This window comes from Roseateles terrae (genome assembly GCF_014192155.1).
In the GTDB taxonomy this organism is placed as follows: Bacteria; Pseudomonadota; Gammaproteobacteria; order Burkholderiales; family Burkholderiaceae_C; genus Roseateles; species Roseateles terrae.
This window is the reverse complement of record NZ_JACHXO010000001.1, coordinates 961,506-975,012: the sequence shown is the minus strand read 5'-3', so window position 1 is coordinate 975,012 and position 13,507 is coordinate 961,506. Positions and strand designations below refer to the sequence as shown.

Sequence of the window (13,507 nt, the reverse complement as noted above, 5' to 3'; positions counted from 1 at the left end):
AAGGCTCCAGGCGGTCACGCGGGGCTCCGCAAACATTTGCGAGGCCGGTTCGGCGGCGATTGTGCCTAAGGTTTGATGTCAGCGGCGTTGCAGACGGGTCGCGTGTTCGCAGGCCGGGTCGTCGCAATGCTCACAGCGCCATTCGCCGCCGAGGCTGTCGGCGCGATGCATCAGGCGGCTGAACATGCCGTCGCCGGTGGACACGTGCGGGCGCAGCAACGGCCCCAGGGCATTGAGCGCCTGCATCAGGCGATCCGGCCCGTGTCCGCCAACGACGCTGTAATCCAGCCGTGCATGCAGCAAGGCTCGGCGGATGAGTCGATCGGTGGGCGCCTGGGCATGCGGCCCGTCGCGCTGCGGATCGGCGGCCCAGGGCAGGTCCAGGGCCATGACGAGGTTGGCATCCATGCGGCGCTGGAAGTCCAGCGCGGACGGATAAAGGCTGGCGTCCTGGAACAGCAGATCGCTGTAGACGGCGGTCATCAGCGGGGTGGTGTCGTGCAGGACGATGTCATGGTCCCGCGCTGCGCGCTCCGCCCGTACCTGCTGCTCCTGCGCAATCGCGGCCTGCTCCTCCGGGCGCGGCGTGCGGCCTTCCCGGTCGCACCACTCGCGTAGATATTCGGTCACCAGGGCGGGACGCAGCCGGGTGTTCAGGCGCAGATGCTCCTGCAAAGCCAGCCCCAGCTGGCTTTTGCCGGTGCTCTCCGCACCCAGCAGGGCGATGTGCAGTGGCGGCGACGCAGTCATCGGGCCTCAGGCCGGAACGGCCGTGCCCCGCTGGCGCTGCCAGGCGCGCCAGCCCGCGACCGACATCGGCACGAAAACGGCATACAACACCACCGTCAGCCAGTAGCCCTTGAAGGCAAACAGCGCCACGCTCACCAGATTGACCAGCACCCACACCGGCCAGTTCTCCTGGTATTTGCGGCCCAGCAACCATTGGCCGGTCATGCTGGCCACCGTCGGCAGCGCGTCCCAGTAAGGCAGCGGGGAATCGGTGCGGTGTTGCAGGAACAGACCCAGCAGCGGCCAGGCGGCCAGGGTCAGGCCCAGCGCCAGCCATCGTCCGCGCCAGCTCAGGGTGCGTACATGCAGCGTGTGGCCGTCGGCCGTGCGGCCACGCAGCCATTGCCACCAGCCCCACAGGGCGAGTCCTGCAAACAGCAGCTGCAGACTGGCCTCGCCATAGAGCTTGCCGCTCCAGAACAGCACGAAGTAGAGGAGGGAGCTGGTCAGTGCCAGCGGCCAGGCCAGCACCTGCACCCGCATGTTGCACACCACCATCCACAGGGCGAGCACAAAGGCCACCAGCTCCAGCCAGGAGATCGGGCTGCCGAGGGCGGTAAAGGCAGGGGTGAGCGCCAGGTCGAGCAGCGCTTTCAGCACGTCAGGCAGCATCGGCGTTCAGCGTCGCAGCGGGACAAACACTTCGTCCGGCTTGACCATGCCCAGTTCCATCCGGGCCTTTTCTTCGACCATCTCCAGGCCTTCGCGCAGATCCAGCAGTTCCGCCTGCAGCTGCGCATTGCGGGCACGGGCTTTTTCGTTGGCTTCCTGCTGCTGCTGCAGTTCGGCGCGCAACTGAACGCCGCGGGCAAGGCCGCCCTTGCCCAGCCAGAGCTGGGCCTGGATAGCGACCAGGAAGGCGGTCAGGACGATGGCCAGGACTTTCACGGGCCGAAGTTTAGCCGGAGTGCATCGCAAGCCTTGATGGCTGGCCTACCGCATATGGGTGGGCCATGCAAAAAAAACGCCCCCACGAGGGAGGCGTTGTTTCGAACCCAAGTCAACAAGCCCTTTGGGATGCCCTTTCAGGCATCGCTTCGGGCTCGCGAGCGGGCGGGCGATCAGCGCAGGTTGTAGAACGCAGCGCGGCCCGGGTACACGGCGACATCGCCCAGGTCTTCCTCGATGCGCAGCAGCTGGTTGTACTTGGCCATGCGGTCCGAGCGCGACAGCGAACCGGTCTTGATCTGGCCGGCGTTCAGACCGACGGCGATGTCCGAGATGGTCGAATCTTCGGTTTCGCCCGAGCGGTGCGAGATCACGGCGGTGTAGCCGGCGCGCTTGGCCATCTCGATGGCGGCGAAGGTTTCGGTCAGGGTGCCGATCTGGTTGATCTTGATCAGGATCGAGTTGGCAATGCGCTTGTCGATGCCTTCCTTCAGGATCTTGGTGTTGGTGACGAACAGGTCGTCGCCCACCAGCTGGACCTTGTCGCCCAGGCGCTCGGTCAGGTGCTTCCAGCCGTCCCAGTCGCCTTCGGCCATGCCGTCTTCGATCGAGATGATGGGGTACTTGTCGACCCAGGTGGCCAGCATGTCGGTCCACTGCTCGGCGCTCAGCTGCACGCCGCCTTCGCCTTCCAGCACGTACTTGCCTTCCTTGTAGAACTCGCTGGCGGCGCAGTCCAGGGCCAGGGCGATCTGCTCACCGGGGGTGTAGCCTGCCTTGTCGATGGCTTCCAGGATCAGCTGCAGGCCGGCTTCGTGGCTCTCGACGTTCGGGGCAAAGCCGCCTTCGTCGCCCACGGCGGTGGGCATGCCGCGGCTGTCGATGATCTTCTTCAGCGCGTGGAAGACTTCAGCACCCCAGCGCAGGGCTTCGCGGAAGCTGGGCGCGCCCACCGGCACGATCATCAGCTCTTGCAGGTCCAGCGAATTGTTGGCGTGGGCGCCGCCGTTGATGACGTTCATCATCGGCACCGGCAGTTGCACGCCGCCCATGCCGCCGAAGTAGCGGTACAGGGGCAGGCCGGATTCTTCGGCAGCGGCGCGGGCCACGGCCATGGAGACGGCGAGCATCGCGTTGGCGCCCAGGCGGCTCTTGTTCTCGGTGCCGTCCAGGTCGATCAGGGTCTTGTCCAGGAAGGCCTGTTCCGAAGCGTCCAGGCCCAGCACGGCCTCGGAGATCTCGGTGTTGATGTGTTCCACGGCCTTGAGCACGCCCTTGCCCAGGTAGCGGCTCTTGTCGCCGTCCCGCAGTTCGATGGCTTCACGGGAACCGGTGGAGGCGCCCGACGGAACGGCCGCACGGCCCATCACGCCAGACTCCAGCAGCACGTCGCATTCGACGGTGGGGTTGCCCCGGCTGTCGAGGATTTCGCGTCCAACGATGTCAACAATCGCGCTCATGAAACAGTCTCCAAAGTAAAAAAACTTTTGCGCCGCGCATGGTGCCAGCGATCGGTTACCACCGCTGAACAATCGTCACCCGACAGCCCTGGGAAGGGACGGCCGGTGAGGGCGTCAGACGCCGTCGACGACGATCATGCGCATGACCCCGGCGTTCTCACGCAGGGTCTTGGCGTGCTGGTAGGTGTCTGAGTGATAGAAGCGCTTGGCGGCCTCGCGGTCGCTGAACTTCAGCACCACGAGTCGGCTTGGCGTCCAGGGGCCTTCGAGCACTTCAAACTCGCCGCCGCGCACCAGCACTTCCGCCCCATGTTCCTTCATCGCCTTGGTGCTCCATTCACGGTAGGCCGCCATCTGGTCGGCATCGGTCACGGTCACGTCGGCAATGATGAAGGCGGGCATGGGGCGCTTTCGGGTGGGACGGCGGTCAGGGCAGGGCGATCAGGCCTTGCCCGCGTGGGCGCCCTTGGTCTTGTGCTCGAGGGCGGCCTTGATGAAGGCAGTGAACAGCGGATGGCCGCCCCAGGGGGTGGACTTGAATTCCGGGTGGAATTGCACGCCCATGTACCAGGGGTGGACCGTGCGCGGCAGCTCGACGATTTCGGTGAGTTTCTCGCGCTGGGTGATGGCGGAAATCACGAGACCGGCGTCCTGCAGGCGGTCGAGATAGTGCTCGTTGGCCTCGTAGCGGTGGCGGTGACGCTCGGTCACCACCGGGCCGTAGATTTCATAGGCCAGCGTGCCGGGCTTGACGTCCGAGCTCTGGGCGCCCAGACGCATGGTGCCGCCCAGGTCGGACTTTTCGTCGCGCTTCTGGATGGTGCCGTCGGCGTCCTGCCACTCATCGATCAGGGCGATGACGGGATGCGGCGACTCGGGCTCGAATTCGGTCGAGTTGGCGCCGTCCAGGTGGGCCAGATGGCGCGCGTATTCGATGGTTGCGACCTGCATGCCCAGGCAGATGCCCAGGTAGGGGGTGCGGGTCTCGCGAGCGTACTGGGCCGCGCGGATCTTGCCTTCCACGCCGCGCTTGCCAAAGCCGCCGGGCACCAGAATGGCGTCGTACTTCGACAGCTGGGCGACGCGGTCGTCGTCCAGCGTTTCCGAGTCGACGTATTCGATGTTCACGCGGGCATGGTTGTGGATGCCGGCGTGGCGCAGGGCTTCGTTGAGCGACTTGTAGCTGTCCGACAGGTCGGTGTACTTGCCGCACATCGCGATGGTGACTTCGGTCTTGGGATTCTCGACCTCATGCACCAGCGTGTCCCAGCGCTTCAGGTCGGTGGACTTGGTGTTGAGCTGCAGCTTGGTGCAGATCAGCTGGTCCAGACCCTGCTCGTGCAGGACGCGGGGCACCTTGTAGATGGTATTGACGTCCCACATCGAGATCACGCCGTATTCCGGGACGTTGGTGAACAGCGAGATCTTCTCGCGTTCATCGTCAGGGATGCGGCGGTCGGCACGGCACAGCAGCGCGTCCGGCTGGATGCCGATCTCGCGCAGCTTCTGCACGGTGTGCTGGGTGGGCTTGGTCTTGAGCTCGCCGGCGGCGGCGATCCAGGGGACGTAGGTCAGATGCACGAAGGCGACGTTGGTCGGGCCGAGCTTGAGGCTCATCTGACGCGCGGCTTCGAGGAAGGGCAGGGATTCGATATCCCCCACCGTGCCGCCGATTTCCACAATGGCGACGTCCACCGCGTCCGGCGTGCCGTGACCGGCGCCGCGACGGATGTATTCCTGCATCTCATTGGTGATGTGGGGGATGACCTGCACGGTCTTGCCCAGGTAATCACCGCGGCGCTCCTTCTCCAGCACCGACATGTAGATCTGGCCGGTGGTGAAGTTGTTGCTGCGCTTCATCCGCGTGGTGATGAAGCGTTCGTAGTGGCCGAGGTCCAGGTCGGTCTCGGCGCCGTCGTCCGTCACGAACACCTCCCCGTGCTGGAAGGGGGACATCGTTCCCGGATCCACGTTGATGTAGGGATCCAGCTTGATGAGGGTGACTTTGAGGCCGCGGGATTCGAGCAACGCGGCGAGAGAGGCGGATGCGATGCCCTTGCCGAGGGAGGACACGACACCGCCGGTGACGAAGACGTACTTGGTCATTGTCTTGCAGCGCCCTGGTTCCCTCGCATGGCACGCCCGGAAAAGGCGGGCCCAACATCGAAACACCCAAAAACGCCGTGGTGGTAAAGCGGCATTATATGCGTGTCCCAAGGCCCGACCCCGGCCGGGGGCAAGGGCGCTGTTGGTGACATGACACTCTTAGCCGACAGCGCCTGGCGAGGCCGTGGAGGCGGCCGGTGGCGAGCCGGAAGCGCCGCCCGTCAGCCGCATTTCGTCGATCAGCGACAGCACCAGCGCCGCCGTGTCATTGGGCCGTTCGAAGGGATAGAGGTGGGTGCCCTCAAACCATCGGAAGAGGTCGCGGGCCAGGGCTTTGGATCCCGCGGCACCGGCCTGGCGCAGTTCCTCTGATTGCGTGCCGGCGATGAATGCCACCGGGCAGCGCGGCGGATGGTTGCGCAGGATGCGGGGCAGGTTGTGCGGCAGGGTGTTGTAGATGCGGGTTTCGATGTCGCGGCTGAAGCCGAGCTTGATGCGGCCGTCCTCCAGGCGGTCGAAGCCGCTGTCGATGTAGTCCTTCAGCACCCGGGGATCCCAGCGCGCGAACTTGCTCTTGGCGGCGAAATGCTGGTGCACGTCGTCCAGACTGGGCCATTCATGGCGCCGCGTGCGGGACACCTTGCCGGGCGAGACGCGGTGAATGAACTTGGCCGCCTTGGCCATCCGCACGCTATGTGCCCGCCAGCCATCCACCACCGGTGAGTCCAGCAGCACCACGCCGGCGGTCAGGGAGGGGCGCTTGCAGGCTGCCAGCAGCGACACCATGCCACCGAGCGAATGACCGGCCAGCACCACGGGGTCGTCCGGCTTCACTTGGTCGTCGATGAAATGCAGCAGCTCGTCGCGCAGATGCGGCCAGTTGCTGGTGACGGGGAAGCGGGGGTCGTGGCCCAGGCGTGGCAGCGCATGCACCGTCCACCCCGCCGCTTCCCAGTGCTCGAACAGCACCCGGTAACAGCCGGCGGGAAAGCCGTTGGCGTGGGAGAAGACCAGGGTGCGCGACTTCAACGCCGGCGCCTGGCCGTGCACAGGCGCGTGCGGATGCGGATGGGTCTGCGGCTGCGCATGCGCAGGGGGGTGGGGGTGGGACGGGGCGGTGCTCATGGAAGTGGTCAGTCAGTCCTTCAGCAAAGCCCTGCCCTCAGTGGCGCTGGCTGGCCATCGATTTGAGTTGATACAGCATCGCATGCGCCTCGCGGGGGCTCAGTGCGTCCGGGTCGACGTCCCGCAGGGCGTCGAGCAGTGGGGATTCCACCTCGGCGCTGGCGGATGGGGCAGGCTCGGGCGGGGGGGCGAAGAGGTCGATCTGAATTTCGCCTTCGCTGGCGCGTGCTTCCAGGGCTTCCAGTGCCGCCCGTGCCTGACGCACGACCGGCGACGGCATCCCGGCGAGCCGTGCCACCTGCACACCGTAACTGCGGCTGGCGGGACCGGGTTGGATCTCGTGCAGGAAGACGATGTCCTCGCCGCTCTCCACCGCCGACACATGCATGTTGACCGCCTGCGGATGTTTGGCCGGGAACTCGGTCAGCTCGAAGTAATGGGTGGCGAACAGGGTGAAGGCCCGGCACTTGTCGTGCAGATGGGTGGCGATCGCCCCGGCCAGTGCCAGACCGTCGAAGGTGGAGGTGCCGCGGCCGATCTCGTCCATCAGCACCAGGGACTGCTCCGAAGCGCTGTGGAGGATGGCAGCCGCTTCGGTCATCTCCAGCATGAAGGTGGATTGGGCATTGGCCAGGTCATCCGCCGCGCCAATGCGGGTGTGGATGGCGTCGATCGGGCCGAGGCGGCAGCTGGTGGCCGGTACATAGGAGCCGATGGCCGACAGCAGGGCGATCAAGGCGACCTGACGCATGAAGGTCGATTTACCGCCCATGTTGGGGCCGGTGATCACCATCAGCTTGGTGCGGGCGTCCAGGCGGCAGTCATTGGCCATGAACTCACCGCCGCCGGTCTCGCGCAGCCGGGCTTCCACCACCGGGTGGCGGCCGCCCTGGATGTCGATGCAGGGGTGGCTGACGAAGTCCGGGCGGCACCAGTTGAGCGTGGCAGCACGTTCCGCCAGCGCGGCCAGCACGTCCAGCGCGGCCAGGGAGCGGGCCAGCCGGGCAAGGGTGGGCAGTTCTTCGGTCAACTGGTCGATGACGGCTTCGAACAGCAATTTTTCGCGGGCCAGGGCTCGCTCCTGCGCGGACAGGGCCTTGTCCTCGAAGGTCTTGAGCTCGGGGGTGATGAAGCGCTCGGCGTTCTTCAGCGTCTGGCGGCGCTGATAGTCCAGCGGCACCTTGTCCAGACCGCTGGTGGTGACTTCGATGTAGAAGCCATGCACCTTGTTGAACTGCACCCGCAGGTTGCTGATGCCGGTCCGTGCGCGCTCGCGGGTTTCCAGGTCGAGCAGGAAGGCATCGCAGTTGTTCTGGATGGCGCGCAGCTCGTCCAGCTGCTCATCGAAGCCGGTGGCGATCACGCCGCCGTCCCGCAGCAGCACCGCAGGTTCTTCGGCAATGGCGCGGATGAGCAGCTCGGCCAGGTGGGGCGAAGCACCCAGGCCTTGAGCCAATTCGTCCAGCAGCGGGGCGCCCGTCGGCACCGTCTGCGCCAGCTCGGGCAGGATCTGCAGTGTGGCGCGCAGACCTGCCAGCTCGCGCGGACGCACTTGCCGCAAGGCGATGCGAGCGGCAATGCGCTCCACATCCGACACCTGACGCAAGGCTTCGCGCAGCGGCTCGAAGCCGGTGGTCAGCAGTTCGGCGATGGCTTCCTGACGGGCCTTGGCCGGCGCTCGGTCGCGGGGCGGATGCAGCAACCAGTGCCGCAGCGCACGGCTGCCCATGCCGGTGCGACAGGTGTCCAGCAGCGACAGCAGGGTGGGGGAGGTCTCGCCGCGCAGCGTCTGGGTCAGCTCCAGATTGCGCTGCGACGCGGGTGGCAGATCCAGCAGGTCGGTGGCGCGCTGCACCTGCAGGCTCTTCACATGCGACAGCGCGCGACCCTGGGTGTGCTCGGCGTAGGACAGCAGCGCGGCCGCGGCGGCATGGGCGGCGGTCAATTCCTGCGCATTGAAGCCTTGCAGGCTGGCGACGGACAGCTGCTGGCAAAGCTTGCGCAGGCCGAGCTGCGCGTCGAATTGCCAGCTGGGGCGATTGGTGATGGGCAGACGGGCAGCCAGGACGGCGGCGGGGTGCTTGTCCCGGTCCACCAGCACTTCAGCCGGCGACAGGCGCGCCAGCCAGGAGCCGAGCTCTCGTTCGTCGCATTGACCCAGGCCGAGCTGGCCTTGGGTGAGCGACAGCCAGGCCAGTCCGAAGGTCTTGCCCTGGGCGGTGACGGACAGCAGGATGGAGTCCTGCTTGTCGGCCAGCAATTCGGTGTCGGTGACGGTGCCGGGGGTGACCACGCGGACGACCTTGCGTTCCACGGGCCCCTTGCTGGCGCCGACTTCACCCACCTGCTCCGCAATGGCCACCGCTTCGCCAAGCTTGATCAGCTTGGCCAGATAGGCTTCGAGGGCGTGGACGGGGACACCCGCCATGACCACGGGAGCGCCCGCGCTCTGGCCGCGGGTGGTCAGCGTGACATCCAGGAGCTGATTGGCCTTGCGCGCGTCATCGAAGAAGACCTCATAGAAGTCTCCCATGCGGTAGAACACCAGCGTCTCCGGATACTCAGCTTTGATCCGTAGATATTGCGCCATCATCGGCGTGTGCTGGGAGAAATCGTCGGGGGCGGCGGCGCTGTTCATCGGGCTCGAAAAATGAACAAAGCCCTCGGACCGAGGGCTTGTGAAGGGTCTGCGGAGCGAGAGTGTAGGGCAGCGTCGGACTGCTGGTGACGATAGGCCCGCCAAAGAGGGTGACAGCAACTGAGTTCCCCCCGAATCAAAACGACGAATACACCCCCGAAGTGGGGCGCTCAGGCGGTTTGCGCGTCCACGGCAAGCAGGCCCGTTTCAAATATGTCCGCCAGGGATGCGGCTTTTCCTTGCGCCACCAGGCTTTTGGCCCACTGGAGTTGGGTAGCGTCCTTGACCTTGACCATCAGGATCTCAAACCGTTCAGCGTCGCGATCATGGGCATCTGCCAGATCGGAGATCTGCTGCGCGGCACGGCAGCTATCTGTCTGGCATTGTCTGATGCGCTGCTTCAACGCTTCACGAAGGCTCGTCAGTTCGCAGCTCAGCGGCCCACTGGGGTCCACCGCGTAATCGAAGCTCCTGGAGGGTTGCAGGTCGTGCAATGAATCCAACAGAACGATGTTGAAGACCCAGTTCTCATCGAAAAAGCCGACGATTCGGCCTTTGCCCTTGGAGACCTGGAACTGGTGGAGTTCGAACTCCGGGTGGTCGTAGCCATGCGCGGGAAGGCCTGCCAAGTCTGTCTTGTTGATAGGAATGTTGGTGGCTTGCCAGTTGATGGGATGAAAGCGCATGGCATCTCTCACGGCCCCGTCTCGGTAAACCCGCTCGATCGGTTCGGCTGAAAGCGTTTTGAGACGTTCGAGCACCGACACCAGCCATCGGTTGGCGCCCAACAGCCACGCAAAGCGCCGGACGCACTCGCAAAAAAGCCCTCACCAAGGAGGGCTCTCTCACTAGCGGATGGGGGGGCTCCCCCATCGTCAAGACTCACAAAGGCGAATCTTCGCCTGCATCCGCATCGGCCTTCTTGATCCGCACCGGACCGCGCTTCTTCGGTGCTGCTTCAGCGCCTTCCGCCGTCTTGCCGGCCTTGATCTTGGCTTTTCCGCCATCCGGCTGCTGTGCCGCTGCCGCATCGGCTTCCAGATCGTCCGCAGTAATCACGCGGGAGTAGGGCGCCAGCGTCTGCACCACCTGGCCATAGATCTTCGGGCTGCCCGCCAGGATTTCGCGCTGGAACAGGAAGTCCGGCTCGCCAGTGAAGTTGCCCACCAGGCCACCCGCCTCGGTCACGATCAGCGACCCTGCAGCCACGTCCCACGGGTTCAGACCCGTCTCGAAGAAGGCGTCGTAATGACCAGCCGCCACATAGCACAGGTCCAGCGCCGCCGCGCCCGGGCGACGCACGCCCGCGCATTGCGTCATGATCTCCTCGAACATCTTCATATAGCGCTTGAAGTTGTCCCCACGGCGGAACGGGAAGCCCGTGCCGATCAGCGCATCGCTCATCCGCGTGCGACGCGACACCCGCAGGCGACGGTCGTTCAGGAAGGCGCCGCGACCCTTGGTCGCGTAGAACAGGTCATTGCGGGTGGGGTCATAGACCACCGCCTGCTGCACCACGTTGCGATGCGCCAGGGCGATCGACACGCAGTAGACCGGAAAACCGTGGATGAAGTTGGTGGTGCCGTCCAGCGGATCGATGATCCACTGGTATTCGGAGTGACGGGCGCCATGGGTGCGGCCCGATTCCTCGGCCAGGATGCCGTGCTCCGGATACGCCTGGAGCAGGATCTCGATGATGGCTGCTTCCGCAGCCTGGTCCACCTCGGTCACGAAGTCGTTGGGCGACTTGGTGTTGATCTTCAGGATGTCCAGGTCCATGGAGGCGCGATTGATGATGGCGCCTGCAGCACGGGCCGCCTTGATGGCGACGTTGAGCATGGGATGAAGAGCAACTTGCGTCATGCGGGACGATTCCTGAACTGGGGAGGTGGACTGACGGGGAAGAAAGAGCGTGGCGCCGACCCTTGCAGGTCGTCACGGTGGCCAACAGCGGTGTGGCCTGTTGAGGCGCCCTGCTGATGACCGGCCGTCGGCGCGGATAATCTGCCATTTTGGCACAGAGTTCGTGGTTTCCCTTATGTCGCAGCCGTCCCACCCTTCCGACAGCGCCGAAAACGGCACGATTCCTGTGGCCGCCGATCCGACCCGCTTCGTTCTGATCGAAACCAGCCACCCCGGGAATGTCGGGGCGACGGCGCGGGCCATGAAGGTGATGGGCTTTAAAGATCTGGTCCTTGTCCGTCCCCGGTTCGCCGATGTCCTCAGCCAGGAAGATACCGTGGCCATGGCCAGCGGGGCCGCCGACATCCTCGCTCGCGCCCGCATCGTGGACCGTCTGGAAGACGCCTTGGACGGCTGCACCTTCGTCTGTGCCACCGCCATGACGCCGCGCGACTTCGGCCCGCCGACCCGCGCCCCGCGCGAGCTGTTCCAGGAGCTGGCGACCCTGCCCGACGGCCAGGGCCATCGCCTGGCGCTCGTGTTCGGCTCGGAGCGCTATGGCATGAGCAATGAGGACGTCTACCGTGCCCACGCCGTGCTCTCCATTCCCACCCATCCGGTGTACGGGTCGCTGAACCTGGCTCAGGCGGTGCAACTGCTGGCCTACGACTGGCGCCAGGCCCTGGGCGGTTATGACGTACAGGCCCGAACCGCGGATCCGCAACGGGCGGACGCCCAGGCGGTGCAGGGCCTGCTGCGTCACCTGGAAGGCAGCCTGGTCAAGCTGGGCTACCTGGATCCGGCGGCGCCGAAGAAGCTGATGCCACGGCTGAATCAGCTGTTCAACCGGGCGGCGCTGACGCAGGAAGAGGTGCACATCCTGCGTGGCATCGCCCGGGCCATCGACAAACAATGTGATCGCAGCGGCGGCTGACACGTCCGACACGTCCGACACGTCCGACACGCCCGGCACGCCCGAGTCGTTCGGCGCCGCAGGTGTGCGCCGGCCGTGGGCACGTCTCAAAGTCCTCACGCCACCAGCGCCCGGCGCCCTTCGCTAAACTGCCTGCCCCCTCGTTCCCCCGGCGCTGCCCGGGGTGTGATCCCGGTCTCCTTCTTCAACCCTGTTTCGGACAGCCCAGGCGCTGCCACTGCCATGTTCCAACGTCTTCGCGAAGACATTGCCTGCATCCTCGAACGCGACCCCGCCGCCCGCTCGGCCTGGGAAGTGCTGACCTGTTATCCGGGTCTGCATGCGATCGTCCTGCACCGCTTCGCGCACGCCTGTTGGACCCGGGGCTTCCGCTGGATGGGCCGTTTCACCTCCCATGTCGCGCGTTTCCTCACCGGCATCGAGATTCACCCGGGCGCGACCATCGGCCGCCGGGTCTTCATCGATCACGGCATGGGCGTGGTCATCGGTGAGATGGCGGAGATCGGCGACGAGGTCACCATCTACCAGGGCGTGACCCTGGGCGGGACTTCGCTGGTGAAGGGGGCCAAACGGCATCCGACGCTGGAGCGCGGTGTCATCGTGGGTGCCAATGCCTGCGTGCTGGGTGGCTTCACCGTCGGGGAGGGCGCACGCGTCGGCTCTGGCGCGGTGGTCACCAAGCCGGTGCCCGCGGGCGCAACTGCGGTAGGCAACCCGGCCCGCATCATCGAGGCCAAAGCCGATGCCCGCCGCGAAGAAGCAGCAGCGCGCATGGGATTCTCTGCCTACGGCGTCAGCCAGGGCGACGATCCAATGGCGCAGGCGATGAAAGGCCTGATCGACAACGCGTCCTCGCAGGAGCACCAGATCGCGCTGCTGTGGCAGGCCATCACCGCACTCTCCGAAGCGCAGCAGCGCAAGGACTGTGTGCCGGCCGGGGCGCAGCAGGGCGAACGCTTTGACGCGGGAGAGCTGGAGCGGCTGGTGAAGTGACGCCGGGGCGAGGTCAGACCTCGCCGCCCGCAGCCATCTGGAAGGCCCCTGCGGCCCGGCGCCAACCGCCGCCAACTGCCGCCAGCGGCCGCCAGCTGCCGCCAGCTGCCGCCTGCAGTCTCCACGAACAACAAGGGCGCCCCTCGGGGCGCCCTCTGTCTTCAGTGATGAGCCTTCAGTGATCAGGCTTCAGTGGTGATGCCCATGCGCACCGTGCGCATGACGATGCTCGATCTCTTCGGCCGTCGCCTCGCGCACTTCCCGCACCTTCAGGCTGACCTGCAGATGCTGGCCGGCCAGCGGATGGTTGCCGTCCAGATGCACCGTGTCGCCCTTGATCTTGGCCACGGTGAACACGCGAAAGTCCGCGCCTTCGCCGGGGCGCACTTCCAGCTGGCCGCCCACCTTCACGCCGGGCGGGAAGTCCTTCTTCGGGATGGTCAGCATCAGGCTTTCGTCGCGCTCGCCAAAGCCGTTCGCCGGCGTCAGTTGCAGCGTCGTCTGGAAGCCGGCTTCCTGGCCTTCCAGCGCGGCTTCGATGGCCGGCAGGGTGTTGCCATAGCCGCCGATCAGCAGCGCCATCGGCTCGTCCGTCTTCTCGATCACGCGGCCGAGCTTGTCGGCCACCTTGATGTCGACGGTGGCGATGGTGTCCTTGGTGATTTTCATGGG

13 protein-coding genes are annotated in these 13,507 nt (G+C 65.7%); 2 read left to right on the top strand and 11 right to left on the bottom strand.

The genetic code is table 11. The annotated features are described in order from the left end of the window. Positions 1-78: 78 nt before the first annotated feature. From FHS28_RS04030 to FHS28_RS03985, 10 genes are all read right to left on the bottom strand, one after another. Complete coding sequence (locus FHS28_RS04030; RefSeq protein WP_088448977.1) at positions 79-750, bottom strand: AAA family ATPase; 672 nt, start codon at positions 748-750, stop codon at positions 79-81. Between the two features lie 6 nt (positions 751-756). Next, positions 757-1,401 carry a nicotinamide riboside transporter PnuC gene (pnuC, locus tag FHS28_RS04025; RefSeq protein ID WP_184294117.1) on the bottom strand — a complete coding sequence of 215 codons (645 nt, stop codon included), beginning with the start codon at positions 1,399-1,401 and terminating at the stop codon, positions 757-759. A gap of 6 nt (positions 1,402-1,407) precedes the next feature. Then, the gene (ftsB, locus tag FHS28_RS04020; protein WP_058935437.1) at positions 1,408-1,677 is read right to left on the bottom strand and encodes a cell division protein FtsB; all 270 of its coding nucleotides are present in this window, start codon (positions 1,675-1,677) and stop codon (positions 1,408-1,410) included. 173 nt (positions 1,678-1,850) lie between these two features. Next, positions 1,851-3,137, bottom strand: coding sequence for a phosphopyruvate hydratase (eno, locus tag FHS28_RS04015; RefSeq protein ID WP_088448978.1), 1,287 nt, complete (start codon positions 3,135-3,137; stop codon positions 1,851-1,853). Positions 3,138-3,251: 114 nt separating this feature from the next. Continuing rightward, positions 3,252-3,539 carry a DUF1330 domain-containing protein gene (locus tag FHS28_RS04010; RefSeq protein WP_058935435.1) on the bottom strand — a complete coding sequence of 96 codons (288 nt, stop codon included), beginning with the start codon at positions 3,537-3,539 and terminating at the stop codon, positions 3,252-3,254. A gap of 39 nt (positions 3,540-3,578) precedes the next feature. Continuing rightward, positions 3,579-5,243 carry a CTP synthase gene (gene pyrG, locus FHS28_RS04005; RefSeq protein ID WP_088448979.1) on the bottom strand — a complete coding sequence of 555 codons (1,665 nt, stop codon included), beginning with the start codon at positions 5,241-5,243 and terminating at the stop codon, positions 3,579-3,581. Between the two features lie 159 nt (positions 5,244-5,402). Next, entirely contained in the window at positions 5,403-6,368 is a 966-nt protein-coding gene (locus FHS28_RS04000) for an alpha/beta hydrolase (RefSeq protein WP_088448980.1), read from the bottom strand. A 37-nt stretch (positions 6,369-6,405) separates the two neighbouring features. Further along, positions 6,406-9,006: a DNA mismatch repair protein MutS gene (gene mutS, locus FHS28_RS03995; protein ID WP_246409469.1), complete on the bottom strand. Its 2,601-nt coding sequence runs from the start codon at positions 9,004-9,006 to the stop codon at positions 6,406-6,408. A 170-nt stretch (positions 9,007-9,176) separates the two neighbouring features. Then, entirely contained in the window at positions 9,177-9,773 is a 597-nt protein-coding gene (locus FHS28_RS03990; RefSeq protein WP_184294115.1) for a hypothetical protein, read from the bottom strand. 115 nt (positions 9,774-9,888) lie between these two features. Beyond that, positions 9,889-10,869 (bottom strand): inositol monophosphatase family protein, encoded by a 981-nt coding sequence (locus FHS28_RS03985; protein ID WP_088448982.1) that lies wholly within the window; start codon positions 10,867-10,869, stop codon positions 9,889-9,891. A gap of 175 nt (positions 10,870-11,044) precedes the next feature. Here FHS28_RS03985 and FHS28_RS03980 point away from each other — a divergent pair, with 175 nt between their 5' ends. Together FHS28_RS03980 and cysE are read left to right on the top strand one after the other, a co-directional pair. After that, complete coding sequence (locus tag FHS28_RS03980) at positions 11,045-11,842, top strand: RNA methyltransferase (protein ID WP_088448983.1); 798 nt, start codon at positions 11,045-11,047, stop codon at positions 11,840-11,842. A gap of 222 nt (positions 11,843-12,064) precedes the next feature. After that, positions 12,065-12,835, top strand: coding sequence for a serine O-acetyltransferase (gene cysE / locus FHS28_RS03975; RefSeq protein WP_088448984.1), 771 nt, complete (start codon positions 12,065-12,067; stop codon positions 12,833-12,835). A 189-nt stretch (positions 12,836-13,024) separates the two neighbouring features. Here cysE and FHS28_RS03970 read toward each other — a convergent pair whose 3' ends face one another. After that, complete coding sequence (locus FHS28_RS03970) at positions 13,025-13,504, bottom strand: FKBP-type peptidyl-prolyl cis-trans isomerase (RefSeq protein WP_088448985.1); 480 nt, start codon at positions 13,502-13,504, stop codon at positions 13,025-13,027. Positions 13,505-13,507 lie beyond the last annotated feature (3 nt).

Excerpts from the sequence above, each read along its gene's own strand:
- FHS28_RS04030 (WP_088448977.1), bottom strand. The coding sequence starts at position 750 with ATGACTGCGTCGCCGCCACTGCACATCGCCCTGCTGGGTGCGGAGAGC.
- pnuC (WP_184294117.1), bottom strand. The coding sequence starts at position 1,401 with ATGCTGCCTGACGTGCTGAAAGCGCTGCTCGACCTGGCGCTCACCCCT.
- eno (WP_088448978.1), bottom strand. The coding sequence starts at position 3,137 with ATGAGCGCGATTGTTGACATCGTTGGACGCGAAATCCTCGACAGCCGG.
- FHS28_RS04010 (WP_058935435.1), bottom strand. The coding sequence starts at position 3,539 with ATGCCCGCCTTCATCATTGCCGACGTGACCGTGACCGATGCCGACCAG.
- pyrG (WP_088448979.1), bottom strand. The coding sequence starts at position 5,243 with ATGACCAAGTACGTCTTCGTCACCGGCGGTGTCGTGTCCTCCCTCGGC.
- FHS28_RS04000 (WP_088448980.1), bottom strand. The coding sequence starts at position 6,368 with ATGAGCACCGCCCCGTCCCACCCCCACCCCCCTGCGCATGCGCAGCCG.
- mutS (WP_246409469.1), bottom strand. The coding sequence starts at position 9,006 with ATGAACAGCGCCGCCGCCCCCGACGATTTCTCCCAGCACACGCCGATG.
- FHS28_RS03985 (WP_088448982.1), bottom strand. The coding sequence starts at position 10,869 with ATGACGCAAGTTGCTCTTCATCCCATGCTCAACGTCGCCATCAAGGCG.
- FHS28_RS03980 (WP_088448983.1), top strand. The coding sequence starts at position 11,045 with ATGTCGCAGCCGTCCCACCCTTCCGACAGCGCCGAAAACGGCACGATT.
- cysE (WP_088448984.1), top strand. The coding sequence starts at position 12,065 with ATGTTCCAACGTCTTCGCGAAGACATTGCCTGCATCCTCGAACGCGAC.
- FHS28_RS03970 (WP_088448985.1), bottom strand. The coding sequence starts at position 13,504 with ATGAAAATCACCAAGGACACCATCGCCACCGTCGACATCAAGGTGGCC.